The organism is Candidatus Bathyarchaeota archaeon, from assembly GCA_029882535.1.
Classification (GTDB): Archaea; Thermoproteota; Bathyarchaeia; order Bathyarchaeales; family SOJC01; genus JAOUKM01.
Genome location: JAOUKM010000005.1, coordinates 36,655 through 60,809, shown reverse-complemented (window position 1 = coordinate 60,809; position 24,155 = coordinate 36,655). Strand labels below are relative to the sequence as shown.

The following is a 24,155-nucleotide window of genomic DNA, read 5'->3' as shown; positions in this document are numbered from 1 at the left end:
AAGCCGTCTTTTTCAAGTTGTGGCTTGAAAAATTCCATACCTTTACGTGCTATGAAGCCCATTTTGTTATAGTCGATAACTCCGCCGAAAAAGCCTAACGCTATTGGCTTGAGACCGTACTTTGCGAGCTTGTCCTCTAAGGCAATCTTTCGTGTTTTTGCAACGTCATCTGTCTTGCCTTCTCTTTCAAAAAACGTTTTCATTGTAGAGGCAAACAAAGCCAGCTTTTTGCCTTTGAATTCCTTCCTGAAATTTTTCAGAAAATCCTCAGCCTCACTTGCCCATCTGCAATTTCCCATGCCACTGCCTACAATGATTAAGTCATATTCTGATATGTCTTTGATTTTTTCTTCTTTCAGGTTAATTATCTTGGTATCAAAGTCTTCCTCTCTTAATATCTTGGCTATTTCCTCTGAGGTTCCAGTTGTTGCTCCATAGCGTGTGCCGTATGCAATTAACGCTTTCAAAAATAACACCAAAAGCAAAATTCCACCCAAGGGTAATAAACTTTTCAGTCCCACCTTGTAGCGCGCGCATTTTTGAGATTGCGCGGCTTCTTTCGGGTTTTTGTTTGTTTAAGAGAATATTTAATGTTACAAAAAACAGAAAAGTAAGGATTACAGTTGCGAACAATGACAGTATGTTATTGGGGCTAATCTTCCTGTTTAGGCCACTTCCATGCAAGCCAGACAATCAATGCGGTAGCCACAGCTTGTGAAACCCACAGTAGTATGCCATGAGCGGTCAGAGCGTCAGCCATACTCATGAGGCTGAGGGCAGTAAAGACTATTCCCGCAATGATGTTTGCCCAACGATTCGCTTTATACTTCAAAGTGAGGGACACCACAATCATAACCAATGGTGCCCACGCTTCGATTGCGCCAACTAGCAAGATTTCAGGTCCTATTTCCATGCCTAGAACTTCTCCCGCCATTATCCCCTCTAATACACCTTCCTCCATAAACATAATTATCGTGAAGGTCAACGAAGCTAAGGCCTTAAATATCCACAGCCCTGCAATCTTTATCTTCACATCTTCCATAATCTTATCACCTCCATTAGAATGAAAATAAACAGTGTTACATGTTTGCTGATTCAGTTTTTATGGCTTGTGGAACAAACTTCAAGGAAATTATTAAAGCTCTAAAACATCTTACTGATAAACGATGAGAGAAATGTTCATTGTAACTTACACTTATAAGGTGTCCAAAAACAAGGTTGATCAATATCTTGACATAGAGAGAAGAGCTAAAAAAGTCTACCTCAAACACGGCTGTATAGGCTATGAAGTGTTCAAGAGTGATAATGGCTGGTTCTTGGAAATCAACAGATTCATAAATGCAGAGCATTATGAAAACGTTGAGAAATCTGTAGGTTCAGACCCTGAAATAGAAATATTATGGAAAGAATTCTGCTTTATCGTAGAAAAAGAAAAGATCGCCACGAAAAAATATGAACAAGTACTTTAATGATTAAAACATCTTAACCGCTCGCCCTTCTGGAAAAACTTCACTCTAGTAAGGCAGGAACCGGGCACTCATCTTCCTAATAGGACTAATCAGGCTTTGCTCTTTCTTCTGTACAAAGAAACTACCCAAAATAGTGCCTATTACAAAAGTGACACAAGCAAAAATCTCACTATTAAAACTCCTAAAAACAACCACATAGACAACCTCAAGAACCACCAAACAAATCAAAGCCACAATACCAAACATGACCCCGTAAACCACACTACAAACCAACATGTCAAAGGAACAATTCTCTAATCGCCCTTTCGCCTCACTATCATCTAACAATCTATCTACACAACGTCACCAAACCGCAAACTAGTAACAACTTTTTCAACTTAGCAACTCATATAAGACACTGAAAAAGAACATTAGCAGCTTACAATAAAACCAGATCGCACAATGTACCACAAGAAAGGAGTCGACTGTTACATAAAACAAGAAAAGAATAAAATAGCAATAAAAGTTGACATTACCTTACTGCATCTATAGAAATGATTGACTTCTCCTGCATGCGTTCAGATGCATACTCTGCTAAAGTCTTAAACTCTTCATCACCCAAAACATGCTTTGCACGTGCTAAAATCTCCAAACAAACTTCCTTGAACACCAAGTCAGCACATCCCGCTTTAGCATCGTCAATCAACTCCTTACAAGCCTGAAATAAAGCACTGTTCAAACGATTACACCTCAACTAAAAAAGTCAAAGCAATAAGCCATTAACCTTACGACTCCAAAATTCGTATTCAAAATTCGCTTATTATGTCCGATTCAGACACATAATTAATGTTTAATAATTGTTCAGAAAGTAGTCACATGGAAGACAAAGGAAGCAGAGTTGGAAAGACGAATGTTTATTCAAAAATGCAAGGCACAAGTCGCAGAAGAAAATGGCACAACGTACTCATAATAAATGCGTGTGCAAAGTTTGTTTGGTTGGAGCTAAGCTTTGGAGAGGAAAGGCTTCAAGTTGTGAAATTACCATTTTCGAGGAAATAGGGAAAAGAATAAACGAGTTATTCATGATGAGGGACCAAACAGAGAAACCTTAGAACTTCAGTCCCTTCATTCCTAAAGTGGTGCATTTCGTTCGGCGGAATAAAAACTACATAGTTAGGGCCAACTTTTTTTCGTTGGTCACCACAGACAACTAAACATTCACCGTCCAAAATGAAAACCTCATGCTCCCACTTGTGAGAGTGATGGGGAGAATGACCTCCAGGAGCGATTTCGAAACAACGCATAGCAAAGTGATCGGCGCCGTCATTCTTAGTTATTAGCCAACGAACTTTAGCTCCCTCGGCACTGCATTCGTTCACCTCGTCCACTTTTACTTCCGAATAATGTAGTGCCTTGAATCCCATATAAATCACGTATTCACAAGAAAAGAGCGCCGTATTTAAAACTAACCCAACTCTCCAAGCTAACATGTATCGGTTTTTGATATATGTTTTCTGTGAGAACATTGGCTTAATTAGTGAAAAGTGTAGTTTTCTTCTAGAATTGTTATCTAGAGGGTTTGTCTATCGTGGCTAGGAAAAGTGTTACCGTTTGGATCTTGGGGTGTTTGACTTTTTTAGCTGGGTTACATGCTCTAGATGGTTTTTTATTGCTGAAAGGCAGCGAGAATGAATCTTTACTTTTAACGGTTTATCCGTTCAGTGAATTGTTAGGAGCCATCGACCCAACTCTATATTTATTCTGTTCATTAGTAGCAGTATTCTTGCTTTGGGGTGGAACGACGGTGGTGGCGTTGCGAAATCCCATTGAAACTTTTTTGGGGAAAGTGTTGGAAGACGGAAAAAAAGAGAATCAAGCTGACGTGGAGCTGTTGGAGGCTAGGACGAGTATTTTGGAGATGATGAGTGAAACTTTGGCGAATAACAGTAAGTTGTTGGCTGGCTTGCGAGACATTGTTTTTAATGTGCGTGGTGAAGTTTTGAGTCTTGAACCCTTGAAAAAAAGCGTGGAAGCGTTAAAAGGTGATGTTGGAAGTTTGAAGAAGATGATGAAGCGTTTGGAGAGGGAGGTTAAGAAGTATAAGTTGTGTCCAGCTTGTGGGCGGGAGGTTTTGGCGGAGTTTAGGTTGTGCCCGTATTGTGGTGAGAATTTGTTAAAGCCTGCTGTGGATAGCGGGGCTGTGATGTTGGCAGCTTTGCCTGTGTTGCGTGTTAAGAAGAAGGGAGCGAAGTAGGAGTGTGTGTTTGGTGTGATTGAGAGACTATTCTATTAGGAGCCAAATAGATAACGTGTTTGAAGGTTTGTGTTTTGTTTGTAGTCTCTTTTTTTGGGAAGCTGTGTTGTCTGGTATTTGTGTGTGGTTAAAATTTTGTTTGGATTGTTATTTTTTGGCTGTAATGTTTGAGGTTTATGCAGTTATGAGTGGTTCAACGTATGAAAATAGTTGAAATTTGTGGAAAAATTTAAAGCGGAAAGATATGTTAGTATTTGTTGGGTTGGCTGAGAAGGGGAGAAATTGGGATGAGTATAGATTCTGAGGAAAGTGGCGAGAAACCGAGAACTAAGGCGTCGCCGTGGACAAAGAGTATTATTTGTATCAGCGCGTTCATTTGTTCATTTGGTTTCTTAGTGATTCTATTGGTTGCTATACGTACTTTTGCTTAAAACCCACTACTCTCTGCTGAATGCTTGGGTGTCTTATGCATTATTGGAAAGGATGTAGGTAGGATGAAACAAAACAGCAAGTTGAGAGGAATGATTCGATGGGTGAGCGTTGAAATCGGATTACTTATCTTATCGCTTGCGTTCGAAATGTCCTTCTTCTTTAGCAGAATCATAGATGAACCTTGGCGTCTTGTTATGATGCTCGAAGCGAACCCAAATGCTACTGGGGTTACATACGGGGTACGTTTCTTCTTTTGATTTTACCTCCAGCAGTAGGCTTCGTGGTTAGCATCATCGGATACTTGAGAGAGGAAAAATCTCCAACTGGAGTTCTTGAATTGCGGCTTCCCCTAATGGTTTTCGGCGCCTTTTTCTTTCTTTGGGGAATCTTGTGGCTTCGATGGTTGAATACCTCTTATTACGATGCTTTACATGAGGCAGAAGTTTCCAGTTCATTGGACCTTGCAGCTCCCATCCTAGCGATTCACGTAACAGCATCAGTAGGCGCAATCCTCTGGCTATTTGCAGGCACCCTCTTCATACTTTCGCCCATGTTTAAATTGCTGCTAAATAAAAAAGGAAAAACTGCTAAATTTTTTTGCATAATATGATAAACAACTCTTACCTTAAATCACCTATAAACTGTTAATTCGCCAAAGCTCTAATCGAAAAAATTATTAAACAATAAAATATAAATAGCTATTTTGAAAAAAAGCGACAATTATAGTTTGGATTGACTGATAATAAATACGAATTTTACGATCATTGGTGTTTTTCTGTCAGTTCTTGGCGGCTTACTTTCTATTATTGATTTTACTGTCGTTTTTGCTAAGATTTTGACTGGTTCAGTTGGTGTCTCGTTAGAATATTTAGTTGCGTGGTATATTCTAGGTGTTGGTCTTGCATTTTTAGCAATTTGCGGGGCCGTATTAGTGTTTAGAGGGCACAAGTTCGGTGGTTACATTATTATAATTTCGTCACTTGCGTTTCCTCTGAGCTTTCTCTTACATATAATCATGTACAAGTATTATGTCCCGATACCGCTGTTTTACTATTACCCATTTTTAGCTTCACATTGGCTTCTACTAAGTCTCATAGGTGGGATCTTGGCTTTGCCACGGAAAGGCGAAGTAATACCTGATGTGAGTGGGAAATATGAAGACAAAAATAAGTAGAATATGTGTGATCGCTTGCTATTGTTGAAATGGAGAAAGTTGTGGCAACTCTCTATCCTCATCTTTCTATATCATCCACATCGCTTTAACATAGCAAATATAAGCAACCCTTCAATATACAAATCCACATTCAGAAAGGAAAAAGCCAACATGAGCACCGCAACCAAAACCACAACCATGATACAAACACCCATCTGCACCAGCTGCAACCGCACTATACCCCCAGGCACAAAAGTCACAAAATTCAACTGCCCAAACTGCGGCGAAATAACCATCTGGCGATGCCAAAAATGCCGCAAATTCGGACGCCATTACAAATGCCCAAAATGCGGATTTATGGGGCCATGAACATGGCGAACATAGTAATCAGTTTCAAAATCTTTCCAACGGGGATAGAAGTAGACTTTGAGAAACTGCAAAAACAAATAGAGAGAGCCCTTCCACACCAAGCAAAAGTTTATGCTAACTACCAAACTGAACCCGTCGCTTTTGGTCTAAACGCTCTAATAGCCCACATTCAAATTCCAGAGGACGAAACAGGTATCCTAGACAAGGTAGAACAAAACATAGAAAAAATTCCAACGGTAAGCCAAATCCAGACGCTCATGGTAAGAAGAACGCGCTGACACAATCGTTGATTTGTAACATTTATAAGTTACACAACCCTTTTCGACTTCGTGTAAACTTCACACTTACCCAAAAAAGAAGGCACAAAAATGAGTGAAATACAACTCCGCGTAGGAGACGCAAAACAACGAGACGTAGGCCGCGGCATAGCCCGCCTAGACCAAAAAACCATGCAAAAACTCGGCATAAGCGCTGGCGACGTAATAGAAATCACCGGCAAACGCACAACCAGCGCCATCGCATGGCCTGCCTACAGTGAAGACCAAAACCAAGGCATAATCCGCATAGACGGCTTCACACGCAAAAACGCAAGCGTTGCCATAAACGAATACATCGTAGTTAAACAAGCCACTGTGAAGAATGCTACAAGCGTAGTTCTGGCACCTGTCGACATGCGCCTAAACGTAGATGAAGACTTCATGAACTTCGTCAAAAACCGCCTAATGGAACGCACCTTCGTTGAAGGCGATACGACATTAGTCATGATGCTTGGCCACGCTATACCTTTCACTGTCACCAAAAGCCGCCCTCACGGAATAGTCCGCATCACCAAAGACACACACTTCCAAATCCTCAACGAACCATCCCCAGAAACAAAAGGTGTCCCCCGCACCACTTACGAAGACATAGGTGGCCTCCACGAAGAAATGCAACGCGTACGAGAAATGGTAGAGCTACCCTTGCGACACCCAGAACTTTTCCAACGCCTAGGCATAGAACCACCAAAAGGCGTCCTACTCCACGGACCACCAGGCTGCGGCAAAACCTTGCTAGCAAGAGCAGTGGCAAACGAGTCAGAAGCAAACTTCTGCTCCATAAACGGCCCAGAAATAATGAGCAAATTCTACGGCGAATCAGAAGCAAGACTGCGGGAAATCTTCCAGCAAGCACAACAAAACTCTCCAAGCATCATATTCATCGACGAGTTGGATGCAATCGCACCGAAAAGGGAAGAAGTCACAGGCGAAGTTGAAAGACGAGTAGTCGCTCAGCTACTAGCTCTAATGGACGGCTTGAGCGGAAGAGGAAACGTAATCGTCATAGGAGCCACCAACAGACCCGGAGCCCTTGACCCCGCACTTCGAAGACCAGGACGCTTCGACCGAGAGATAGAAATAGGTGTCCCAGACAAGAAGGCACGCCACGAAATCCTGCAAATTCACACCCGCGGCATGCCCCTCGCAGAAAACGTTGACTTGAAAAAGTTAGCTGAAACGACCCACGGCTACACAGGCGCAGACTTGGCGGCCTTAGGTAGAGAAACAGCAATGAAATCTTTGAGACGATATCTGCCAGAAATTAACTTAGAAGAAGAACGTATCCCCCCAACCGTTTTAGAGAAGATGGATGTACGCATGGAAGACTTCCTCAACGCCTACAAAGAAATCACCCCTACTGCCATGCGAGAAGTATACATAGAAACACCCACAGTGAATTGGACTGACGTAGGTGGATTAGAAGAAGTGAAACATGAACTAATAGAAGCAGTTGAATGGCCTTTGAAAAACCCCGAAGTTTTCAGCCGATTGGGCATAAGACCACCTAAAGGGATTCTCCTATTCGGACCACCAGGCTGTGGCAAGACAATGCTAGCAAGAGCAGTAGCAACAGAAAGCGAAGCAAACTTCATCACAATAAAAGGCCCAGAAGTCTTCAGCAAATGGGTCGGAGAATCAGAAAAAGCCATAAGAGAAGTATTCCGCAAAGCAAGAATGGCCGCGCCAGCAGTAATTTTCTTCGACGAGTTCGACTCTCTCGTACCTAGAAGAGGCATGGGATTCGCTGACAGCGGCGTTACAGAACGCGTCATCAGCCAACTTCTAACAGAAATGGATGGCATACTAACATTGGAAGACGTAGTTGTCCTTGCAGCCACAAACCGACCTGACATCATAGACCGCGCCGTGTTGCGGCCGGGACGCTTCGACAGACTCATATATGTGCCAGAGCCAGACGAAAAGGCGAGATTAGAGATTTTCAAGATTTACACCAAAGACATGCCTTTGAAAGAAGATGTTGACATAAACTCTCTAGCCAAAATTACAAAAGGCTATAGCGGAGCAGATATTCAAGCACTATGTCGCGAGGCAGCGTTAAACGCGCTGAGAAAGAGTATAACTTCAAAAATAGTAACACTAGCAGACTTCAAGGAAGCTGCAAGCAAAATAGGTCCAACTATTTCACCTGATATGGAAACATGGTATAAAGGATTTATTAAGCAGGTGAGACAGGTGCGGAAGCCTACGACACCTGTGGCATAAAAGAGGTGTTTAAATGACAAGCGAAACATGGAGACCCCACCCTCTTCCTACAGTTATCGTAGAATTACTACAACGCAAAGGGTCTGCAACAGACACTGAACTTTACGATATGATCAAAGAAATCTATGGTGACTTGGGATTTAATGCCTTAAACAGGGAGTTAATGCGACTGGAAATTGAGGGCAAGATCCACGTTTCTGCTTTAACAAGAGGCAAACGACGAGTGGAATTGTTAAAAAAGAGCAGACAGCATTAAGCCAAGGAAAAACTATGTCTTCGTATGCCTTCTTTCCTTTATTTTGAGGCTTCTCTAGAGAAGTCTCTTGCCGCTCGTTTCGCCGTAGCACCTAGTTTAGTTGAAGGAGTGTAAGCCCCGCCAGTGAAGGTAAAGCCGCATTTTCTGCATTTCCAAATTCCAATGCTTTGGCGTTTAACAGCAGGTGCGTTGCATTGGGGGCATCTATATCGTTTTTTGGTCTCTGTTACCACTTCAATGTATCTTTTCCTTACTGTTGCACCATATCGAACCCCCAAGCCTCCTGTTGGTCCGATCTTTTTTGTTCTTCCCATCATCCTTTCACCACTAACTTACGTATTTCCGAAGCTTTTTCTTTAGCTATCTTTGCTGCTTCCAAAATTTGTCCTGTGGTAAAGTAGCCGGTTCCTCCTTTCTGAATAGCACATATTTTTCCGTCTTTTTCTATAGTTATAGTTAATCTGGAGTCCATCACCTGTTCTTCTTCCAGCCAAGGGTCGATGGCAAGCTTGTCATTTATCTTTGCAAACGTTACAGCTATAGGGTAGCTTTGCACTGGTAATGGAGTATAGCCTGGTTTTACTTTGATTTCCCCTTCTTCGACGTCGTATTTGAACATCTTTGTATTCAACAAAGCCGCCAATGCTGCGACAGCGGAAGCGTCGATGAGGTTACCGTCATGGTTAAGCACATAAACATCAATGAAGACTACGAGTACTTTTTTTCCTGGTTCGAGGCAGAGTTTTTCAAGGTTTATGGCTTTTGACTCTCTTATACCTCTGTCCACTACTCTTGCAAGTTCAATAGCGTTCTCGTTTGGAGGCCCTGGTTCAAATGTTGGTGATGCTAAAGGGACAAGCTCAGCGTTTACTGTTAAGACTCCTTCATTTGGAGTATCTGAGAAGGGTTTGCCAACTTCAATTTTTACTCCGACTAGTACTTCAGTTTTACCTAAAAGAACACGGGCTGAGCCTTCAGCTTTTTCAATAACGCCCATTTCTACTTTGATTTCACGATAGTCGTTTAACTCTCTTCCATCCAATCTTTTACCTTTAGCCATTAGTTGGGCGATTTGTTTCTGTTTTACGCGGATAATCATTGACATTACTCTTTCACTTCCTCCTTTAAAACAACATATTTTGCCTTTAGGGCTTCCTTTTGCATATTATAGAGTTGTTTGCAGCCTTCGAGAGAAAGGTTAATGGCTTTTTCAAATTCTTCAAGCGTTAATTGACCATCCATTTGAAGCAATGTTATGGCGTTTAGGTTTGGCATATATGCTAGGGGGACGTCTGCTTCTCCTTTTTTGTCTTCGGTGTCGTTTAAGTCGAGCACAAGTTGGCCTTCTACTTTTCCTGCGGCACAAGCCACTGTCAAGTCTCGCATTGGAATGCCTGCATCTGCCAAAGCTAATGCGGCAACTGTTATGCCTGCGCATCTTGTGCCTCCGTTTGCTTGGAGGACTTCTATGAAGAGGTCTATGGATGTTCGCGGATAGTATTCTAAGAAGATTGATGGTTCTAAGGATTCTCGTATTACTTTTGAAAGCTCTACTTCTCTTCTTGAAGGGGCAGGTGACTTTCTCTCATCTACGGAGAAAGGCGCCATATGGTATCGGCATCTTAGCCGAGAACGGTCGGGTAAAGCAAGGTGTTTTGGATGCACTTCATGGGGTCCATAAACTGCGGCCAAGATCTTGTTTTTTCCCTGCTCGATATATGCCGAGCCATTTGCATTGTTAAGGACACCTACTTGTATTTTTGTGGGTCTTAACTCGTTAAATTTCCTTCCACCTATTCTAATACCGTCTTTATCAATCAGTTTCTCTTCTATCTTAGGCATTTTTAGTTTCACCTTCCTTTTCTTTTTCTTTTTTCAACATATCTGTTACGCGATCGGTCAGACCACTCGTGTGAGACTCATTTTCTATTTTGCGGATAGCCATGACTGCAAGCTGTTCGTCTTCCAGATTCTTACCGCTTATAAGCACCAATCCATTTTGACCTAAGAGGATATGACACCCTGTCTCACGTTTTATCACGCCTATCATCGAGCCTTTCCTGCCAATTATTCGCGGAATTTTTGTTGGAGTAATTTCAAGTATTTGACCACGCGTGATTTTTCCAAGACCGGGTTCCCGTACTGTCAGAAGAGGGTCGCGGGTTCTGTCATAAGATACGATTTTAGCTATAACCAAGTCTCCCACGTCGAAGATTGATGATAACTCGTCTCTTTGAGGGCGGTAAGAGCGTTCCATGACGTCTGAGGCTCGTAGAAGCGCCAGATAAGGTGCATTGATGTCTAAGATCCAACCGCCCATTGTTACGTCTGTCACTTTGCCGATTATGGTGTCTCCAATGGTTGGAATGTAGAATGCTTTTAAAGCGACAACGCTGACTCTTCGTTCTTCATATTCCACTAGTCCAACACGAGTTGCGTACAGTTTTTCATTTTCCTTGAATGTGTTCTCACCGGCTATGTAGTTACCTTCGGCTACCAAGTCGCCGGGAGTTACAAGTTGTCTTCTTTCATAAAATGTGGGCATTTTTTATTCACCACTTTTCCTTTTTTTCCAAAATTTTTTTACACTTTTCTTGCTTCCGCGTTTCCTTTTGTTAGTTCTCCAAGTTTATCTAAGAAAGGACCATAGAGTCCTGCTGGCATTTCGATTATGGAGAACCATGAGCCGTCTGCGCGCCACTCTTCACGTTTTATTGTGCCATAACCTTTGACTGAGCCGTAGGCTTTTGCGGCGTATTCCGGGGGAATTCGCACTTGGACTTGAATTTGCTCTATTTTGAGGGGAATAATTGGACGTAGAAGTTTTATCATATCTTTTGCTTGTTCTTCGACTTCTTTGAAAGGGTCTATGGAGTAGTGGACTTGTTCCATTGCTTGTTCGATGCGGATGGGTGGGTGGGGTAGGTTTGTTTTCGGGTTGACAGCTTGACGTGCTATGAAAGATATTATCTGTCTTCGTTTTTCTGCGGTTAATTGTCTTTTCTGGTCGGTTGTTAGCTGCAATTTTCCTTTTCTCAAGATTGTTTCTGCAATTTTTCTGGTATCTGTTGTTTGGAAGGCAGTTTTGAGTTTGTCTTCACCTGCTTTTGTTCCCTTGTTTGCGTCGGTAAATATTGTATCGGTGACTAGAACTTCAGAGATGGACGTGGTTTTGCCCATTGTATAGTTTAGGGCGGGTTGTGGTTTGACTAGGATTTCGAAGTGTTCACCGTCGCGGGTTATGCGCACAACGGTGTATCGTTCACTCATTTTAGTGTTTCACTCTATTCTACAGCTTTCATGTAATTCTCGACTTCTTCATCAGGTATTGTCTTATAGGTTTTTGTGGTTGCAGGTATTGTGCTTATTTTAACTCTTAGCTGTTCGTCTCGTTCTTGAAGAGTCTTTTTGAGACATTTAACGACGAGCTTCACAGTCTCTTCCAAGCTCAAGTCTTCGCGGTATTCTTCTTTTAGGACGCCCTCAACTGTTTCTCTCCCAATGCCCACTGCAATAGCTTTATAGGCTCTGTAGGTTCCACTAGGGTCTGTGGAGAAAAGGCGATTTCCCGTTTTGTCGACGCCGCCGAAGATTATGGAGACTCCGAAGGGACGCACTCCGGCGTGTTGAGTGTAGATTTGTTTTATGTCGCCTATGCGTTTAGAGATTACTTCAACGTCAATGGGCTCGTCGTACATGAGCCTGTTGCTTTGACAGTATACCCGTGCTTGGTCGACTAGTATACGTGCGTCGGAGCCTAACCCGACAACTGCCGCACCGATGTGGCTGTCTACTGCGAAAATTTTCCATGTGAAGTTTGAGTCTTGTAGTTTTGATTCGATTTTTTCTTCTGCGCCCAAAACTACGCCTTCTGGACAGACTATTCCTATTATGGTTGCTCCTCTGTTTACGGTTTCGAGGGCGTATTCTACTTGAAATAAGCGGCCATCTGGAGAGAACACGGTTATGGCTCGGTCGTATGCTCCTGGTGCCGCAAATATTGACAACTACATTTTCACCTCACGCAGACATTACTCGTTTGCTTGACAAGAATCAGCAACTACGCTAAAAACCTTTTCGTATAATCTTGAATAGCACATCATTCAGCCGAGACACATCTGATTAACCCTTAGCATACAGCTATTTTGAGAGTCCACGGCAAGGTTTATTTTGTGTTTTCAACGTTTCTATTAAATGGTGCCACGTTTTGGGAGTGAACCTCAAGAATTTAGTGTCAAAAACCAAAGTCGACCTACAAAACCTCGCAGGCAAATCCATAGCTATCGACGCCTATAATGCCCTTTATCAGTTCCTAGCCATTATTCGTCAACCTGACGGCACCCCGCTAAAAGACAGAACAGGCAAAGTCACCAGCCACCTTAGCGGCTTGCTCTACCGCACCTCAAACCTCGTCGAAATGGGAATCAAAGTAGCCTACGTCTTCGACGGCATCCCGCCAACTCTAAAAAAAGTTGAGATTAAACGACGAATAAAGACAAAGGAAGCAGCCACTATCAAGTATAAGAAGGCTTTGGTAGAGGGTAAAATTGAAGAGGCTCGCACTTATGCTCAAGCCACCTCTCGTCTAAAAGATTATATGGAGCAAGATAGTAAACGACTTTTAACGCTTATGGGCATTCCGTGGATTCAGGCACCAAGCGAAGGAGAAGCCCAAGCGGCGTACATGACCAAAAAGGAAGTCACGGATTTCTGTGCAAGCCAAGACTACGATTCACTCTTATTTGGTGCTCCAACCTTAATCCGCAACATAACAATAAGTGGCAGACGTAAACTTCCCAGAAAACCAGTATACGTAGATGTCGTTCCAGAAGTCGTTGAACTCAACAAAGTTCTAACAGAGCTGGAAATAACGTTTGAGCAGCTTATAGACATAGGCATACTCGTCGGCACGGACTACAACCGAGAAGGAGTAAAAGGCATCGGTTCAAAGACAGCCCTAAAACTCGTCAAAGAATACGGGAGTCTCGATGAACTGTTGCGAACATCTTTAAAAGACATAGAGTTCCCGGTCGACCCTCAACGAATTAAAGACATATTTCTCCACCCAAAAGTCACAGACAACTACAGTCTGGAATGGTATGAGCCTAATGTAGAAGGCGTCGTGGATTTTCTCTGCCGAGAACGTGACTTCACAGAAAACAGAGTGAGAAAAGCTCTGGAAAAGATGAGTAAGGGAATAAAGGAAGAGAAAGCTAAAACCACTCTTGACGCATTCTTCGGATAAAACGCCCTAAACCCTATGACCAAAGCGTCCAGTCAGAGGCACAAAAGCCACTCCGCCCAGATTTTCTCTGGCTAAATTGCCATCAGCGCCCTTACGTATGCGAATTAGAGACTGAAACAAGTGAACGCTGCCAACAGGAATTATCAAAACGCCTCCAATTTTCAACTGTTCTATAAGAGGAGGGGGGACTTCCGGAGCAGCCGCAGTTACCAAAATACGATCATAAGGACTGTGATCTGGATAGCCTAGAGAACCGTCTCCGTGAATCACAGTTACACGGTCACCGAACCCGTGGCGCATAATATTCTCCCTAGCAAGCTGTGCCAGTTCAGCTACAATCTCAACTGTATAAACGTGTCCTCGCTCCGATCTTGGGGCATCCTTCGGCGCTACAGTCTCCCCAATAGTTGCAGCGTGCCAACCGCATCCTGCACCCACTTCCAAAACATTATGCCCTACCTCCAACTCCAACGCTTCATTCATAATAGCAACCATGTGAGGCGCACTAACTGTCTGTCCCTTGCCAATAGGTAACGGTGCATCCATTGATGCGTATTCTATTGAGCGTTCAGGTAAAAAGAGGACGCGAAGCACTTGTTTCATCGCGTGAATGACACTTGGGGAATGAAGAGCTCTTTCTTTAACGAGATTGTCAACCAGTTGCTCCCAAGTCTCTGTTTCTCTCTTCATTTTTAACCAAAACCTTTCATCCTACAATACTGCTAAGGTTCCTTAAGAACTTACGATTGAAAAAGAGGAGAAAGAAGAAGCGTTACTTTACAGTGACTGACTTCGCCAAGTTACGAGGCATGTCTGGGTCACACCCTCGTTCGATAGCCATGTAGTATGCAAAAAGTTGAAGGGGCACCGCGTAGGGTATGGGCGATAAAATTTCAGGAATCCCCCTTGTAATTTCAATGTAATCGTCAACCAGCTTTATTATCTCTTCGTCACCCTCTTCGCAAATAGCAATGATGGAAGCTCCTCGCGCTTTCATCTCCATAATATTCCCTATCAAAGTTTTCTGTGTGTCATCAGGCGGACAAACAAAAATCACTGGAAACCCTTGCTCAATGAGACTGATGGGCCCGTGTTTGCTTTCGCCGGCAGGAAAAGCAATGGATGGCACATAGGCAATCTCCATAAGTTTCAAACGTCCTTCTAGAGCAGTGGCGTAGCTTATCCCTCTGCCTAAAAAGAAGAAGCATTGCTTGTCCTTGTATTTTCGGGCTAACGCCTTTACTTTCTCTTCTTGTGTCTCAACTATTTTTTCTACGGCATCTGGAATGTTCTCTATCTTCTCGTCTAGAAGGTCGATTTCTTCTTGGGAAACCTTGCCCCGTTTTTTAGCTAACCGAATTGCTAACTGCGAAAGAACCGAGAGTTGAGAAGTGAACGTTTTAGTTGCTGCCACGCCAATCTCCGGGCCAGATTGTTGACCAATGTAAACTCTAGAGACACGTGTTAACGTTGAACCTACGACATTTGTCAACCCAAGAATTGTGGCGGCTCTTTGCCTGGCACTCTCCACCGCAGCTAGAGTATCGGCTGTTTCTCCTGACTGGCTGACTGAAAGAATTGTGCTGTCGATGTTAACTGACTTGCCATGTTGCTCAGTGAATTCCGAAGCTATTACTGGGTGGGTAGCCAAAAATGACATTTTTGAGAACATGTAGGATGCAGCTAGGCAAGCGTGATAGGAGGTGCCGCAAGCCACCATAACTACTTCGCGAGCTCTATCTAGAAAGGTCGTCAACAATTCCAAGTATTTATCTTGCAACCGCAATGTGTTGCGAAGGCAACGTGGTTGTTCATGGATTTCCTTTAACATAAAATGCGGATACCCTTGTTTTTCAGCCATCTCAGCCGTCCAGTCAACAAGCTTAGGCTCGCGAATCACAGTGCTGCCGTCAATGAGCTTCTTTATCCCAAAGCCTTCATCGCTTAGAATTACTAATTCTCCATTTTCTACAAAAACAACTTTATTTGTTAAAGGTAGAAACGCAGGAACGTCGGAAGCAAAGTAGTAAGCGTCATCAGCAATGCCTAGAACAATAGGGCTTTCGTTACGGGCACAGATTATTTTGTTGGGCTCATGGGTTGAAATGACTGCGAATGCGTAAGAACCTTGGAGTCGCTTCACAGTCTCCATTACTGCATTCTCGAAGTCTGAAGAGGCAATTATCCCTGACGCAGACGCTTTCTTCTTAAGATTCTCTTCTATCAGATGAGCTATCACCTCAGTGTCTGTTTTCGATCTAAAAACGTGTCCGCTGTCTTCTAATTCTTTTTTGAGTTCGGCGAAATTTTCGATTATGCCATTATGAATAACCACTATTCTAGGCGGATCTGAGCAATCAAAGTGGGGATGGGCGTTAACTTGAGACGGAGCTCCATGAGTAGCCCAACGGGTATGCCCAACGCCGATTCTCCCAGGCAAATCGTCAAGGTTTCGCATGGCGTGGACGTCGTCGATTTTTCCCGCGTCTTTCTTCACGAACAGTTTTCCATCTTTTATCGTTGCTTCGCCCACAGAATCGTAGCCGCGGTATTCAAGTCGTTTTAACGCGGCGTGAATTATGGGCGCGGCGTTGCCTTTTTTTAGAATGCAACCGAATATTCCACACATTCCTTTATTGCCTCATTCAAATTTTTGGTGAATCGTTGAAATTCAAGACTTACTGTACGAAAGGGCGCTCTATAAGCATTTTTAGGAAAAACCTCTTTGTTTTAAAAGCATTTTTTTAATGGACATCCATGTTTGCGGGGTTCCTTGGGATGTGCACTTAAAAATTTATTTTTAATGGTTCTCCTGCATTACTATCCAGAACGTAGTATCGCTATTTAAACTGTACTCCCCGCTTTACAGTTTTGATAGTTTGACCTAGCTGAGTTAGATTTTTGAAAAGTAAGCCTAACCTGAAGGAACTCGTAAACATTCTTACAGTCTCCGAAAACAGTCGTTTTGGGTCAAAATAAAAGGCTTTGAAATATTCATAAATCATCGAACTTACTTCCTCAAATGGAACAGCCGTAGGAACAATGTTTGGAACGAAAACGCCTTCTTCCCAATGTTTGTCTTCATCTACAAACCCCTTTGCAACAAGCTCATTCCATAACGGGGAGCCAATAGGCATACAGAGGATGTTGAACGAAGGAACATCTATGTCGATTTTTTGAGCGAATCGCAAAGTGTTCTGGATTTCCTTTCGAGTCTCGTCTGGCGCTCCAACAATGAATGATCCAACAATAATATCCATTCCTGCCTTTCTAGCGTTGCGAGCAGCAATTTTTGATTGTTCAGGGGTTATGTGTTTTTTGTAGTAGTCTAGAATTCGTTGATTGGCACTTTCCATTCCAAAATATAGAATCCTACAACCAGTTTTTACCATCTCTCTAAAGGTGTCAAAACCACAGTTGTCCACTCTTGAATCACAAAACCACTCAATTTTTATTCTTCTCTTTTTCAACATGTTACAAAATTTTACCACTCGCCTCGGGTTAAGTGTGAAATTATCGTCAACAAAAAGAAACTCCCGGAATCCCTCAATATATAGAAACTCGAGTTCCTCAACGATATTTTCAACCGATCGAGGTCTCCATACTCCGCGAGCAAATTCCCTGCATGCACAAAAGGTGCATTGAAACGGGCATCCTCGAGAAGAAAGAAGAGAGGTGAATTTTTTTGTAGCAGTTTTTATTCCGAAGATTCTTGAAGCGTATTCACAGTCTACTAAACGACGATTTGGAAAAGGAAGAGAATCTAAATCTTTTATTAGAGGTCTCTCTGGAGTTGTTGCGGTTTTGCCGTCATTGTCTCTATATGTGATTCCGTCAACTTTCTTTAGACTCTTGCCTCTCTGCAGACATCTGGTTAGTTCAAGATTTGTGTATTCTCCTTCGCCTCTCACAATAACGTCGATGTCAGGATATTTTTTGAGAAGTCTCTCAGCGTTAAACGTGGGGTGATAGTTGCCTAAGACAACGTAGATGTTCGGGTTTTCCTTCTTTACGAGGCTAGCAATTTTTCCCACTTCTTTAGATGAGCTACTTAAAACTGAAAACCCGAGGATGTCAGGATCTTCCTTCTTCACCCAGCTTACAGCTTGAGTTGTTGAGAAACCCTTCGCCGCTTGATCTAGAACAGAAACCTCGAAGCCTTCGTTTGCCAAAACTGTTGCGCAGTATAATATGCCTAGGGGGGGCCATGCATTAGAGCACATGTCTAAGGCGCCTTCAGAAAGTTTTGGCTGTATAAACGAGAACTTCACAGTTATAGCCCTCTCTTTAACCATTTTGTGGCTTTCTATAATATGAATTTTTTAGAAATAGGTCGTGGGCAAACTTGCCAAACTCGTGAACGCCTTTCTGGGGTTCCTAGGGGGCGATGGTTATTATTTTGAAGCATTAAAAAAATATTTATAAAGGAACTGGTTTATGCTCAAAAGAAGATCATTGGAAAAAAAACTGCTAGTCAGCAAAGACAAAAAACAGCGAGAAGTCAAAGAAATTGCCATTTATGAGCATCCAGAAAAACTGAAACCGGTGCTAAACAAGTTAACATGGGAAATCCTCCTATTACTCAGCGAAAAAGAAATGTATCCTATGGAAATTGCCAAGAAACTTAACATTCACGAACAAAAGATCTATTACCACATAAGAAAACTGGCAAAAGCGAACGCGATAAGGAAGGTGAAAGAAGAGGAAAAAAAAGGAGCAATTGCGAAATACTACAAGGCAAACTTTCCAGCTTTCGGAGTAGAGTTGCCTTTCGGCGGTCAAAAGCGAAAAATGGCTTCAACCTCCTTTATCGACAAAAAAATCAAACAGTTCTTAGACCCTATTCTGAAAGACGGTTTTTTCGATGGCAAAATCGTGGTAGGAAGCCCTGACCCCCACGGTCCTTTCAAAACAAGCGCTCGCGACGGTCACTACTCATCTTACCTAACATTCTTTCTAGGGCAGTACTCGGAGCTGCCAGACGAGTTTGCCATAAAGCTAGATGTAGACGTAAAAGCTGAAAAAGAAGAAAAAAATAATCTAATCCTAGTAGGTGGTCCAGGGACCAATCTTCTTACAAAAGAGATTAACGACTACCTGCCCATTAAGTTTGATATGACACCTTCAAAGCATGGTTTTATTTTCAGTGGTTTGATTTCTCAAAAGACTAAAAACGTTTACACTGCAGATACCATGGGGTTAATCGCAAGGATAATGAATCCGTGGGATAAAGAAAAGAGAGTTATAGTTTTTGCGGGTAACAAGGCTGTGGGCACCAAGGCATGCGTCTTGGCGTTTACGAAGTTTTGGAAACAAGCCTTAAAGAATTATCAGGGTGAAGACAATTTCGCTACTGTTATTCAGGGCTTTGATTTGGATGGTGATGGAAAGGTTGACTCTATAGAAGTGCTTGAATAATGGTGCAATAAAAGCATGAAAGAAACTGCCATAAGGAAGATGAGGGAAAGCGACTTAGACGTCGTCTCCGAATTAGCGATGTTAGCCAATCCCTTCGCCGAGAAGACAAAATACAGAAAACACCTTGAAGAAGAAATGGAATGCAAATCTGAGTTAGCTCTTGTGGCGGTTAAAAAAAGAGAAAGTTGTAGGTTATGTTATGGGCGACGTACATAATGGTAACGGTGTATTGAAGGATATTGCAGTAGATGTAGCGCATCAACATCAAGGAATAGGAACATTGCTCTTAGAAACCGAGCTTAGAGCGCTAAGAAACAGTAAATCGAAAATTGTTGTGGCGGAAGTGCATTACAAGTGTGCTTCGGCGTTCCTTTCTATTATAAGCATGGATTTAGAATACCCGGCGTGTGGCGCAATTTCTTCGGCATGGGACATGACGCTATAATGCTTGAACTTATCTTGTCAAAGATGGAACAGACATGAAGACAGTTGAAGTTATCACTGCACATGGTCATGAAAACATTCTTGCAAGAAATAAGAACACGTTTGAAATCACAAAAGATGCTAATTTGACTAAACGAGGAGACTGTATAATCGCTGTGGCAGCAGATAAAAGCATCAAAGACTTGAGTGATGAATTCAAGAAAATTCTGAACAAAAAAGACGCTAAGTTGACAATCATTGTTCAAGTGGATGACGAAAGGGAAGTAGTGGAAGCTTGGGGAAACCCGAAACTCACGTTTAATCACGCAGCAGATTTGGTTGTTCGCAAAAGCAGCTATATCTGTGACAGGACGCTGGCAATAAAAGCAAACAAGGCAGCTAGAGATTTTTCAAGGCGCTTCGTGGCAAAGCTGAAAAATTCTCAACAAAAAATCGAAATAACGTTTGCTGCTGAGGACATTACATAACGTCAGAGACATAACATCACAACCGCTTGTTTGCTATATTGCTTTGATCAATCGAACTTGGCAACACTGCAAGCTAGAATAGCCACCAAATTTATAATAACGCATAATACAACTTTCCAGTCTGACCTTCAGAAGTCACGCCTTTCTTACACAAAAATTCTAGATTTTAAATAAGATTTCAAACTTCATAACTTTTATCATAAAACTAAGCGCCCTCTAGGCTGATTTGAAATGAGTCAAAAAGAATTGTTTTTAAAAGAAGTTGTTGAGAAAGTTGGAGACAAAGTGGGCGAGCAGTCAACTAGTGAAAAAGTGGAACAGTTTGCAAAGCATGGCATTTTATTTTTGTTTTTCGAAATCATAAACTTGCGACAAGAAGTAGAGAGACTAAAGAGAGAAGTAGAAGTAAAAAGATAGCTCTTTTAGCCAAAAAGCTTTGTCTCTATATTGGATCCTACTGTTAACTAGGAGCTTTCGTAAATCACAGCTTATTATGACTGGCTTTAAGCGATGTTTGATTAGAGGGTAGGAGGAGGCGGAGGCGGTGGAATTTCTCGGGCAACCATTGCATAATAAAGATAGATTATTGTAATCGGATAAATTGGGCCTACAAAGGCAGATATTATGTTCGTGATAAGTGGACCGATAATTGGATGGATAGAGTTGAAGGGCACTACTAACACGCTTGCAACACCGCTGACTATCATAACAATTATACCTACGATTAGCAGAAGAGCGAAAGTTTTCAGCCAACGATGGCTTACAAGCCTTCTACTTCTTCCTAGGCTGTCAAAGGCACCTTTCCGCTCAATAACTATTGTAGGGATGATCAGCAAAAACATTATGGCGAGAATGATTCCTACTATAACGAAGAGCAACAGCCCAATGAAAATCAAGATTCCAGCTACAAGTTGAGCTATTAGCAGCGATGGAAGCAGGGAAATCACAAAGCTAAAACTTACCCCGAGACTTGCCTCGCCTTTCTCTATTTTGTCAGAAGCATATTTGATGACCACTCCAGTCGTCGTGGTGCCTACTATCCACGAAACAAGACCCGACAGAACACCTATCACAATGACTGTTGAAAAGAAATCGACAAGCCAAGCGAATATTTCTTCATAAGGAGCCGTCGGGCTTGGTTCGGTTGGTAAAGGAAAGGACGAAATTATCGCATAAGTAGAAAGACCCATTATTATCCCGGCGACTAGAAAAGGCAAGAAAAACTGTAAAAACTCGGACAGGTAAAGGTTGAACGTTAGGGAAAGGATTTCACCGATAGACAATTCATGCGTAGGTTTTTCCACATTCAATTTATTACACCTGTCTTTGTTATTTCGAGAAATTTGTATTTAAAACTAGAGGATATGTGGCGGGCTCGACAGGAATTGATTCCCGTGGAGTGAATTTGCCCAATCAAATCTCCCATCAATCTCCCACTTTTTTTATGTCTTAAACGTAATCGTCATCAAAATGGATCGCTGGGATTTGAACCCAACCAACATTGCCGCACGTGTGGGCTGAGCTATTTTATCAGGGCTACATCCTTAAGTTTTGCTTCTACGTCTTCTAGGCCCAGTTTTCGTAACGTTTCAGGTTTTGGCACTCCGTTTTCGTTCCAGCCAGCAGCTGCAAAGTATTCAAGTCTTGATTCATCAAACTTCTTTCTATCTAATGTTTTTCCTTTGTAGGGTCCTGAGGGCAGTGGCTCCCAGAACCTCAGCGGATTGTCATCATCCAATTTTGGCCTCCACTTGGCGTCCGGCCCGCCTAATAGCAGCATAGCTCTTTGCAGGTGTAGTATTCTTGGAGCTTTTTCCTTATACCATTCTTTTCTTGTTAGCTTCCACCCTGTAAGCCCCTCGTAAAAGTTGATTTTTTCGTTGTCTTCGATTCCGAATGCAGCGAAGATGCAGAGGACAGCTGAGTCAGCCATTATTGAGGATAGTTCGCCGCCTTGGTCAAGCGGAAGAGAAGCCGCCGATGTGTGATCTCCGCCTTGGACTGAGCACGCGTAGGCAATATTTTTTGCAATGAAGTCTTCTCCGCTTCTAACCCCATGCGCTCCTATTGCTACACCTTTCTCGTGAACAGCGTACTTTAGCAGATCGGCACCTTTGATTTTTCCAAGCTTTAATGCTGCCCGATAGACTCCCTCGGCTAAGATGTCACCAATTCCCTCCCTAAAGGCTACTTTCTCAGCTAGGGCTGTGAAGGCTTCGACGTTTGCCCATTTAGGTTCTATTCCATCTAGATCTTTCTTTGTTAGTATTCCTTTTTCGTAGAGTTCTGCTGCGAATCCTAGAACTGCCCCGCCTTGAATTCCACACAAGCCCAGCTCGTTACTAACGTAGGATAAGTAGATGTTCTCTTCAGGGGTGAATATTCCGAGGTTTGTTCCTAAGTAGGCTTCAAGCTCGTAGTCTGGATTGTCGCATATTGCTCCCCTAAACCTTCCAGTTTTTAGCACTGCAAGCTTTAGACACGTCGTTGGACAGCCAAAGTCTCCCCAGTTTTTCTTAACCCAGTACTTGTCGAATTCTTCTTTCTTGTAACTTTCCTTGTCATGCCATTCATTCTGCCAGTTTCTGACGGGTTCAGAACTTGTTTCGGCCCCAAAGAAGTAGCCTCCACCTCCAGTTCCCCAGCGTCTGAATCTTTCCATCTCAAAATTCCATTCGGAAAACCGTTGGGCTAGATCTATCACCTTCTCCTTGTCATACACGTCTGGTACTGGACCAAATCCCTTTGCGACTATTGCTTTCAAGTTCTTGGCCCCCATTACTCCGCCGTATCCGCCGTAGCCCGCTCCATGTGCATACTTGGCGACGACAGCTGCAACCCTAGTTTTATTTTCTCCGGCCGGCCCAATATAGAGAACTGAGGGTTCCTTCACTTCTCCGTAGCTGGGTCGAACATCTTTAATTTCCTCGATTGATTTTCTAACCAGAAAACGTAGGGTTTCCCTTGCTTTTTTGCCCCAGATGGGTGAAGCGTCTTTAATTTCGACTTGGCTGTCACACGTGAATATATAACATGGCTTTTCTGCTTTTCCAGTTATTATTAACCCATCATAGCCTCCGCATTTCAAGTCTACTCCAAACTCGCCTGCAACCGTTGAGCCTATTACACCATTACTTTGAGGCGACTTTCCGGAGACACAGACTTTTGTTCCGGGGAAGTATCCCGTAAATGGGCCTGTAAGAACAAGCAAAATATTCTCTGGGCCAAGCGGATCCACTGTTTCCCATTTCCTGCCAAGCCTATCCCATAAAACCTTGGTGGCTAAGCCTCTTCCGCCAATATAATCTCTTAGTACCTCGTCTGAAAATTTCGTGTCTTTGACGTTTCTGCTGGAAAGGTCTATTTCCAAGAATTTTCCAGCGTAGCCTCTCATCATCCTAAAACCTCCTTTGCAGTTTCTTCTCCAAGAATTTGTTCTGCAACTTCATGTGTGAGTTCTTGCGGTTTTTTGGCCAAGGTCTTATAGGAGACTTCTTTTTTTCTTGGAATAAGCATTAAAGTGTTCCATCGGCCTTCTTGGCACGCTTTAACACATTTTGGCTTTCCATTACAGAGGTCGCAGATAACAATGTAGTTTCCTTCTGGATGTAGATGCGGAACATTTCCCGAGCAAGCCTCGATGCATAGACCGCATGCAGTGCACTTTGAAGCATCTATGTTTATCGCTCCAATTTTACTGTTTAGAGATAAGGCTCTTGCGGGGCATGCTTCAACACATGGATAATCCTCGCATTGAAAGCATAAATGGGGAATCTCAACTCCTGGAATAAGCATGAAAATCCTTATTCTTGAAGCTTCAGGCCAAATTCTTCCTTCATGATGAAGCGAACAGGCAATTTCGCATCTTCTGCATCCGCTACAATTCTCATAGTTTCGCTTAATCCAAATTTGGTTGTTTCGGTTCGTTTTCAATCTTTATATAGCATCCTCAACGTCTTTGCTTTCGTTATGCAGACATTCCTTATATTCAATACGTCTTTCAATTTTTTCCCTCGCTTACCAATATTTTTTTCCAAGATGCGTGGGTTATCCATAGCAAACCCCCATTTTAGAATACACACTTTGTTAAACTACTGCATGCATGCGCATTAAGTTTCTGCGCGCGCGG

The 24,155-nt window shown here is 42.6% G+C and carries 30 protein-coding genes; 14 read left to right on the top strand and 16 right to left on the bottom strand.

Annotated features, from left to right (window positions below):
• Together OEX01_02945 and OEX01_02940 are read right to left on the bottom strand one after the other, a co-directional pair.
• Window positions 1-467 (bottom strand): flavodoxin domain-containing protein (locus tag OEX01_02945; GenBank protein ID MDH5447946.1); only part of this gene is annotated, 467 nt, incomplete at its 3' end.
• Between the two features lie 185 nt (window positions 468-652).
• Complete coding sequence (locus OEX01_02940; GenBank protein MDH5447945.1) at window positions 653-1,042, bottom strand: DUF6326 family protein; 390 nt, start codon at window positions 1,040-1,042, stop codon at window positions 653-655.
• A 124-nt stretch (window positions 1,043-1,166) separates the two neighbouring features.
• On the opposite strand from OEX01_02940, the gene OEX01_02935 reads away from it, so the two are divergent.
• Entirely contained in the window at window positions 1,167-1,469 is a 303-nt protein-coding gene (locus tag OEX01_02935; GenBank protein ID MDH5447944.1) for a hypothetical protein, read from the top strand.
• 511 nt (window positions 1,470-1,980) lie between these two features.
• Here OEX01_02935 and OEX01_02930 read toward each other — a convergent pair.
• Both OEX01_02930 and OEX01_02925 read right to left on the bottom strand, forming a co-directional pair.
• Window positions 1,981-2,187, bottom strand: a complete 207-nt coding sequence (locus OEX01_02930) for a hypothetical protein (GenBank protein MDH5447943.1) — start codon at window positions 2,185-2,187, stop codon at window positions 1,981-1,983.
• A 337-nt stretch (window positions 2,188-2,524) separates the two neighbouring features.
• A complete protein-coding gene (locus OEX01_02925; protein MDH5447942.1) occupies window positions 2,525-2,872 on the bottom strand; it encodes a cupin domain-containing protein in 348 nt (115 codons plus the stop codon).
• Window positions 2,873-3,036: 164 nt separating this feature from the next.
• On the opposite strand from OEX01_02925, the gene OEX01_02920 reads away from it, so the two are divergent.
• The 7 genes from OEX01_02920 to OEX01_02890 all read left to right on the top strand — a co-directional run bounded on the left by OEX01_02920 (window position 3,037) and on the right by OEX01_02890 (window position 8,452).
• Entirely contained in the window at window positions 3,037-3,702 is a 666-nt protein-coding gene (locus OEX01_02920; GenBank protein ID MDH5447941.1) for a zinc ribbon domain-containing protein, read from the top strand.
• Window positions 3,703-4,315: 613 nt separating this feature from the next.
• Window positions 4,316-4,744 carry a hypothetical protein gene (locus OEX01_02915; protein MDH5447940.1) on the top strand — a complete coding sequence of 143 codons (429 nt, stop codon included), beginning with the start codon at window positions 4,316-4,318 and terminating at the stop codon, window positions 4,742-4,744.
• A gap of 225 nt (window positions 4,745-4,969) precedes the next feature.
• Window positions 4,970-5,308, top strand: coding sequence for a hypothetical protein (locus tag OEX01_02910; protein ID MDH5447939.1), 339 nt, complete (start codon window positions 4,970-4,972; stop codon window positions 5,306-5,308).
• 177 nt (window positions 5,309-5,485) lie between these two features.
• Window positions 5,486-5,656, top strand: coding sequence for a zinc finger domain-containing protein (locus OEX01_02905; protein MDH5447938.1), 171 nt, complete (start codon window positions 5,486-5,488; stop codon window positions 5,654-5,656).
• 2 nt (window positions 5,657-5,658) lie between these two features.
• Window positions 5,659-5,934, top strand: a complete 276-nt coding sequence (locus OEX01_02900) for an elongation factor 1-beta (GenBank protein ID MDH5447937.1) — start codon at window positions 5,659-5,661, stop codon at window positions 5,932-5,934.
• Window positions 5,935-6,024: 90 nt separating this feature from the next.
• Complete coding sequence (locus OEX01_02895; GenBank protein MDH5447936.1) at window positions 6,025-8,196, top strand: CDC48 family AAA ATPase; 2,172 nt, start codon at window positions 6,025-6,027, stop codon at window positions 8,194-8,196.
• Window positions 8,197-8,209: 13 nt separating this feature from the next.
• Complete coding sequence (locus OEX01_02890; protein MDH5447935.1) at window positions 8,210-8,452, top strand: hypothetical protein; 243 nt, start codon at window positions 8,210-8,212, stop codon at window positions 8,450-8,452.
• 38 nt (window positions 8,453-8,490) lie between these two features.
• On the opposite strand, the gene rpl37A is transcribed toward OEX01_02890, so the two are convergent.
• The 6 genes from rpl37A to psmA are packed head-to-tail and all read right to left on the bottom strand — an operon-like array spanning window position 8,491 to window position 12,459.
• Entirely contained in the window at window positions 8,491-8,766 is a 276-nt protein-coding gene (gene rpl37A, locus OEX01_02885; protein MDH5447934.1) for a 50S ribosomal protein L37Ae, read from the bottom strand.
• On the bottom strand, window positions 8,766-9,557 hold the full coding sequence (rrp42, locus tag OEX01_02880) for an exosome complex protein Rrp42 (protein ID MDH5447933.1): 792 nt from the start codon (window positions 9,555-9,557) through the stop codon (window positions 8,766-8,768). Before rrp42 ends, rpl37A begins: the two co-directional genes overlap by 1 nt.
• The gene (rrp41, locus tag OEX01_02875) at window positions 9,557-10,294 is read right to left on the bottom strand and encodes an exosome complex exonuclease Rrp41 (GenBank protein ID MDH5447932.1); all 738 of its coding nucleotides are present in this window, start codon (window positions 10,292-10,294) and stop codon (window positions 9,557-9,559) included. Before rrp41 ends, rrp42 begins: the two co-directional genes overlap by 1 nt.
• Window positions 10,287-10,997: an exosome complex RNA-binding protein Rrp4 gene (rrp4, locus tag OEX01_02870; protein MDH5447931.1), complete on the bottom strand. Its 711-nt coding sequence runs from the start codon at window positions 10,995-10,997 to the stop codon at window positions 10,287-10,289. The genes rrp41 and rrp4 overlap by 8 nt, the downstream gene beginning before the upstream one ends.
• A gap of 38 nt (window positions 10,998-11,035) precedes the next feature.
• Complete coding sequence (locus tag OEX01_02865; GenBank protein ID MDH5447930.1) at window positions 11,036-11,722, bottom strand: ribosome assembly factor SBDS; 687 nt, start codon at window positions 11,720-11,722, stop codon at window positions 11,036-11,038.
• Window positions 11,723-11,736: 14 nt separating this feature from the next.
• A complete protein-coding gene (gene psmA, locus OEX01_02860; protein MDH5447929.1) occupies window positions 11,737-12,459 on the bottom strand; it encodes an archaeal proteasome endopeptidase complex subunit alpha in 723 nt (240 codons plus the stop codon).
• A gap of 200 nt (window positions 12,460-12,659) precedes the next feature.
• On the opposite strand from psmA, the gene fen reads away from it, so the two are divergent.
• Window positions 12,660-13,697 carry a flap endonuclease-1 gene (fen, locus tag OEX01_02855; GenBank protein ID MDH5447928.1) on the top strand — a complete coding sequence of 346 codons (1,038 nt, stop codon included), beginning with the start codon at window positions 12,660-12,662 and terminating at the stop codon, window positions 13,695-13,697.
• A 6-nt stretch (window positions 13,698-13,703) separates the two neighbouring features.
• Here the strand turns inward: fen and OEX01_02850 are convergent, their stop codons facing one another.
• The 3 genes from OEX01_02850 to OEX01_02840 all read right to left on the bottom strand — a co-directional run bounded on the left by OEX01_02850 (window position 13,704) and on the right by OEX01_02840 (window position 17,968).
• Entirely contained in the window at window positions 13,704-14,387 is a 684-nt protein-coding gene (locus OEX01_02850; protein ID MDH5447927.1) for a protein-L-isoaspartate(D-aspartate) O-methyltransferase, read from the bottom strand.
• Between the two features lie 82 nt (window positions 14,388-14,469).
• On the bottom strand, window positions 14,470-16,326 hold the full coding sequence (glmS, locus tag OEX01_02845) for a glutamine--fructose-6-phosphate transaminase (isomerizing) (GenBank protein ID MDH5447926.1): 1,857 nt from the start codon (window positions 16,324-16,326) through the stop codon (window positions 14,470-14,472).
• Window positions 16,327-16,537: 211 nt separating this feature from the next.
• A complete protein-coding gene (locus OEX01_02840) occupies window positions 16,538-17,968 on the bottom strand; it encodes a B12-binding domain-containing radical SAM protein (protein MDH5447925.1) in 1,431 nt (476 codons plus the stop codon).
• Between the two features lie 166 nt (window positions 17,969-18,134).
• Here OEX01_02840 and OEX01_02835 point away from each other — a divergent pair, with 166 nt between their 5' ends.
• The 5 genes from OEX01_02835 to OEX01_02815 all read left to right on the top strand — a co-directional run bounded on the left by OEX01_02835 (window position 18,135) and on the right by OEX01_02815 (window position 20,443).
• Window positions 18,135-19,115 (top strand): helix-turn-helix domain-containing protein, encoded by a 981-nt coding sequence (locus OEX01_02835; protein MDH5447924.1) that lies wholly within the window; start codon window positions 18,135-18,137, stop codon window positions 19,113-19,115.
• A 15-nt stretch (window positions 19,116-19,130) separates the two neighbouring features.
• A complete protein-coding gene (locus OEX01_02830) occupies window positions 19,131-19,331 on the top strand; it encodes a hypothetical protein (protein MDH5447923.1) in 201 nt (66 codons plus the stop codon).
• Window positions 19,315-19,560, top strand: a complete 246-nt coding sequence (locus OEX01_02825) for a GNAT family N-acetyltransferase (protein MDH5447922.1) — start codon at window positions 19,315-19,317, stop codon at window positions 19,558-19,560. Before OEX01_02830 ends, OEX01_02825 begins: the two co-directional genes overlap by 17 nt.
• 34 nt (window positions 19,561-19,594) lie before the next feature.
• Window positions 19,595-20,026, top strand: a complete 432-nt coding sequence (locus OEX01_02820) for a DUF371 domain-containing protein (GenBank protein ID MDH5447921.1) — start codon at window positions 19,595-19,597, stop codon at window positions 20,024-20,026.
• 231 nt (window positions 20,027-20,257) lie between these two features.
• Window positions 20,258-20,443: a hypothetical protein gene (locus tag OEX01_02815; protein MDH5447920.1), complete on the top strand. Its 186-nt coding sequence runs from the start codon at window positions 20,258-20,260 to the stop codon at window positions 20,441-20,443.
• Between the two features lie 101 nt (window positions 20,444-20,544).
• Here OEX01_02815 and OEX01_02810 read toward each other — a convergent pair whose 3' ends face one another.
• From OEX01_02810 to OEX01_02800, 3 genes are all read right to left on the bottom strand, one after another.
• The gene (locus OEX01_02810) at window positions 20,545-21,336 is read right to left on the bottom strand and encodes a hypothetical protein (protein ID MDH5447919.1); all 792 of its coding nucleotides are present in this window, start codon (window positions 21,334-21,336) and stop codon (window positions 20,545-20,547) included.
• A 212-nt stretch (window positions 21,337-21,548) separates the two neighbouring features.
• Window positions 21,549-23,420 (bottom strand): aldehyde ferredoxin oxidoreductase, encoded by a 1,872-nt coding sequence (locus OEX01_02805; protein ID MDH5447918.1) that lies wholly within the window; start codon window positions 23,418-23,420, stop codon window positions 21,549-21,551.
• Window positions 23,420-23,959, bottom strand: a complete 540-nt coding sequence (locus OEX01_02800; protein ID MDH5447917.1) for a 4Fe-4S dicluster domain-containing protein — start codon at window positions 23,957-23,959, stop codon at window positions 23,420-23,422. Before OEX01_02800 ends, OEX01_02805 begins: the two co-directional genes overlap by 1 nt.
• Window positions 23,960-24,155: the final 196 nt, after the last annotated feature.

What these genes read in the sequence shown, in the direction of transcription:
- OEX01_02940 (MDH5447945.1), bottom strand. Translation starts at nt 1,042, where the DNA reads ATGGAAGATGTGAAGATAAAGATTGCAGGGCTGTGGATATTTAAGGCC.
- OEX01_02935 (MDH5447944.1), top strand. Translation starts at nt 1,167, where the DNA reads ATGAGAGAAATGTTCATTGTAACTTACACTTATAAGGTGTCCAAAAAC.
- OEX01_02925 (MDH5447942.1), bottom strand. Translation starts at nt 2,872, where the DNA reads ATGGGATTCAAGGCACTACATTATTCGGAAGTAAAAGTGGACGAGGTG.
- OEX01_02905 (MDH5447938.1), top strand. Translation starts at nt 5,486, where the DNA reads ATGATACAAACACCCATCTGCACCAGCTGCAACCGCACTATACCCCCA.
- OEX01_02900 (MDH5447937.1), top strand. Translation starts at nt 5,659, where the DNA reads ATGGCGAACATAGTAATCAGTTTCAAAATCTTTCCAACGGGGATAGAA.
- OEX01_02895 (MDH5447936.1), top strand. Translation starts at nt 6,025, where the DNA reads ATGAGTGAAATACAACTCCGCGTAGGAGACGCAAAACAACGAGACGTA.
- OEX01_02890 (MDH5447935.1), top strand. Translation starts at nt 8,210, where the DNA reads ATGACAAGCGAAACATGGAGACCCCACCCTCTTCCTACAGTTATCGTA.
- rpl37A (MDH5447934.1), bottom strand. Translation starts at nt 8,766, where the DNA reads ATGGGAAGAACAAAAAAGATCGGACCAACAGGAGGCTTGGGGGTTCGA.
- rrp42 (MDH5447933.1), bottom strand. Translation starts at nt 9,557, where the DNA reads ATGTCAATGATTATCCGCGTAAAACAGAAACAAATCGCCCAACTAATG.
- rrp41 (MDH5447932.1), bottom strand. Translation starts at nt 10,294, where the DNA reads ATGCCTAAGATAGAAGAGAAACTGATTGATAAAGACGGTATTAGAATA.
- rrp4 (MDH5447931.1), bottom strand. Translation starts at nt 10,997, where the DNA reads ATGCCCACATTTTATGAAAGAAGACAACTTGTAACTCCCGGCGACTTG.
- OEX01_02865 (MDH5447930.1), bottom strand. Translation starts at nt 11,722, where the DNA reads ATGAGTGAACGATACACCGTTGTGCGCATAACCCGCGACGGTGAACAC.
- OEX01_02850 (MDH5447927.1), bottom strand. Translation starts at nt 14,387, where the DNA reads ATGAAGAGAGAAACAGAGACTTGGGAGCAACTGGTTGACAATCTCGTT.
- glmS (MDH5447926.1), bottom strand. Translation starts at nt 16,326, where the DNA reads ATGTGTGGAATATTCGGTTGCATTCTAAAAAAAGGCAACGCCGCGCCC.
- OEX01_02835 (MDH5447924.1), top strand. Translation starts at nt 18,135, where the DNA reads ATGCTCAAAAGAAGATCATTGGAAAAAAAACTGCTAGTCAGCAAAGAC.
- OEX01_02830 (MDH5447923.1), top strand. Translation starts at nt 19,131, where the DNA reads ATGAAAGAAACTGCCATAAGGAAGATGAGGGAAAGCGACTTAGACGTC.
- OEX01_02825 (MDH5447922.1), top strand. Translation starts at nt 19,315, where the DNA reads ATGGGCGACGTACATAATGGTAACGGTGTATTGAAGGATATTGCAGTA.
- OEX01_02820 (MDH5447921.1), top strand. Translation starts at nt 19,595, where the DNA reads ATGAAGACAGTTGAAGTTATCACTGCACATGGTCATGAAAACATTCTT.
- OEX01_02815 (MDH5447920.1), top strand. Translation starts at nt 20,258, where the DNA reads ATGAGTCAAAAAGAATTGTTTTTAAAAGAAGTTGTTGAGAAAGTTGGA.
- OEX01_02805 (MDH5447918.1), bottom strand. Translation starts at nt 23,420, where the DNA reads ATGAGAGGCTACGCTGGAAAATTCTTGGAAATAGACCTTTCCAGCAGA.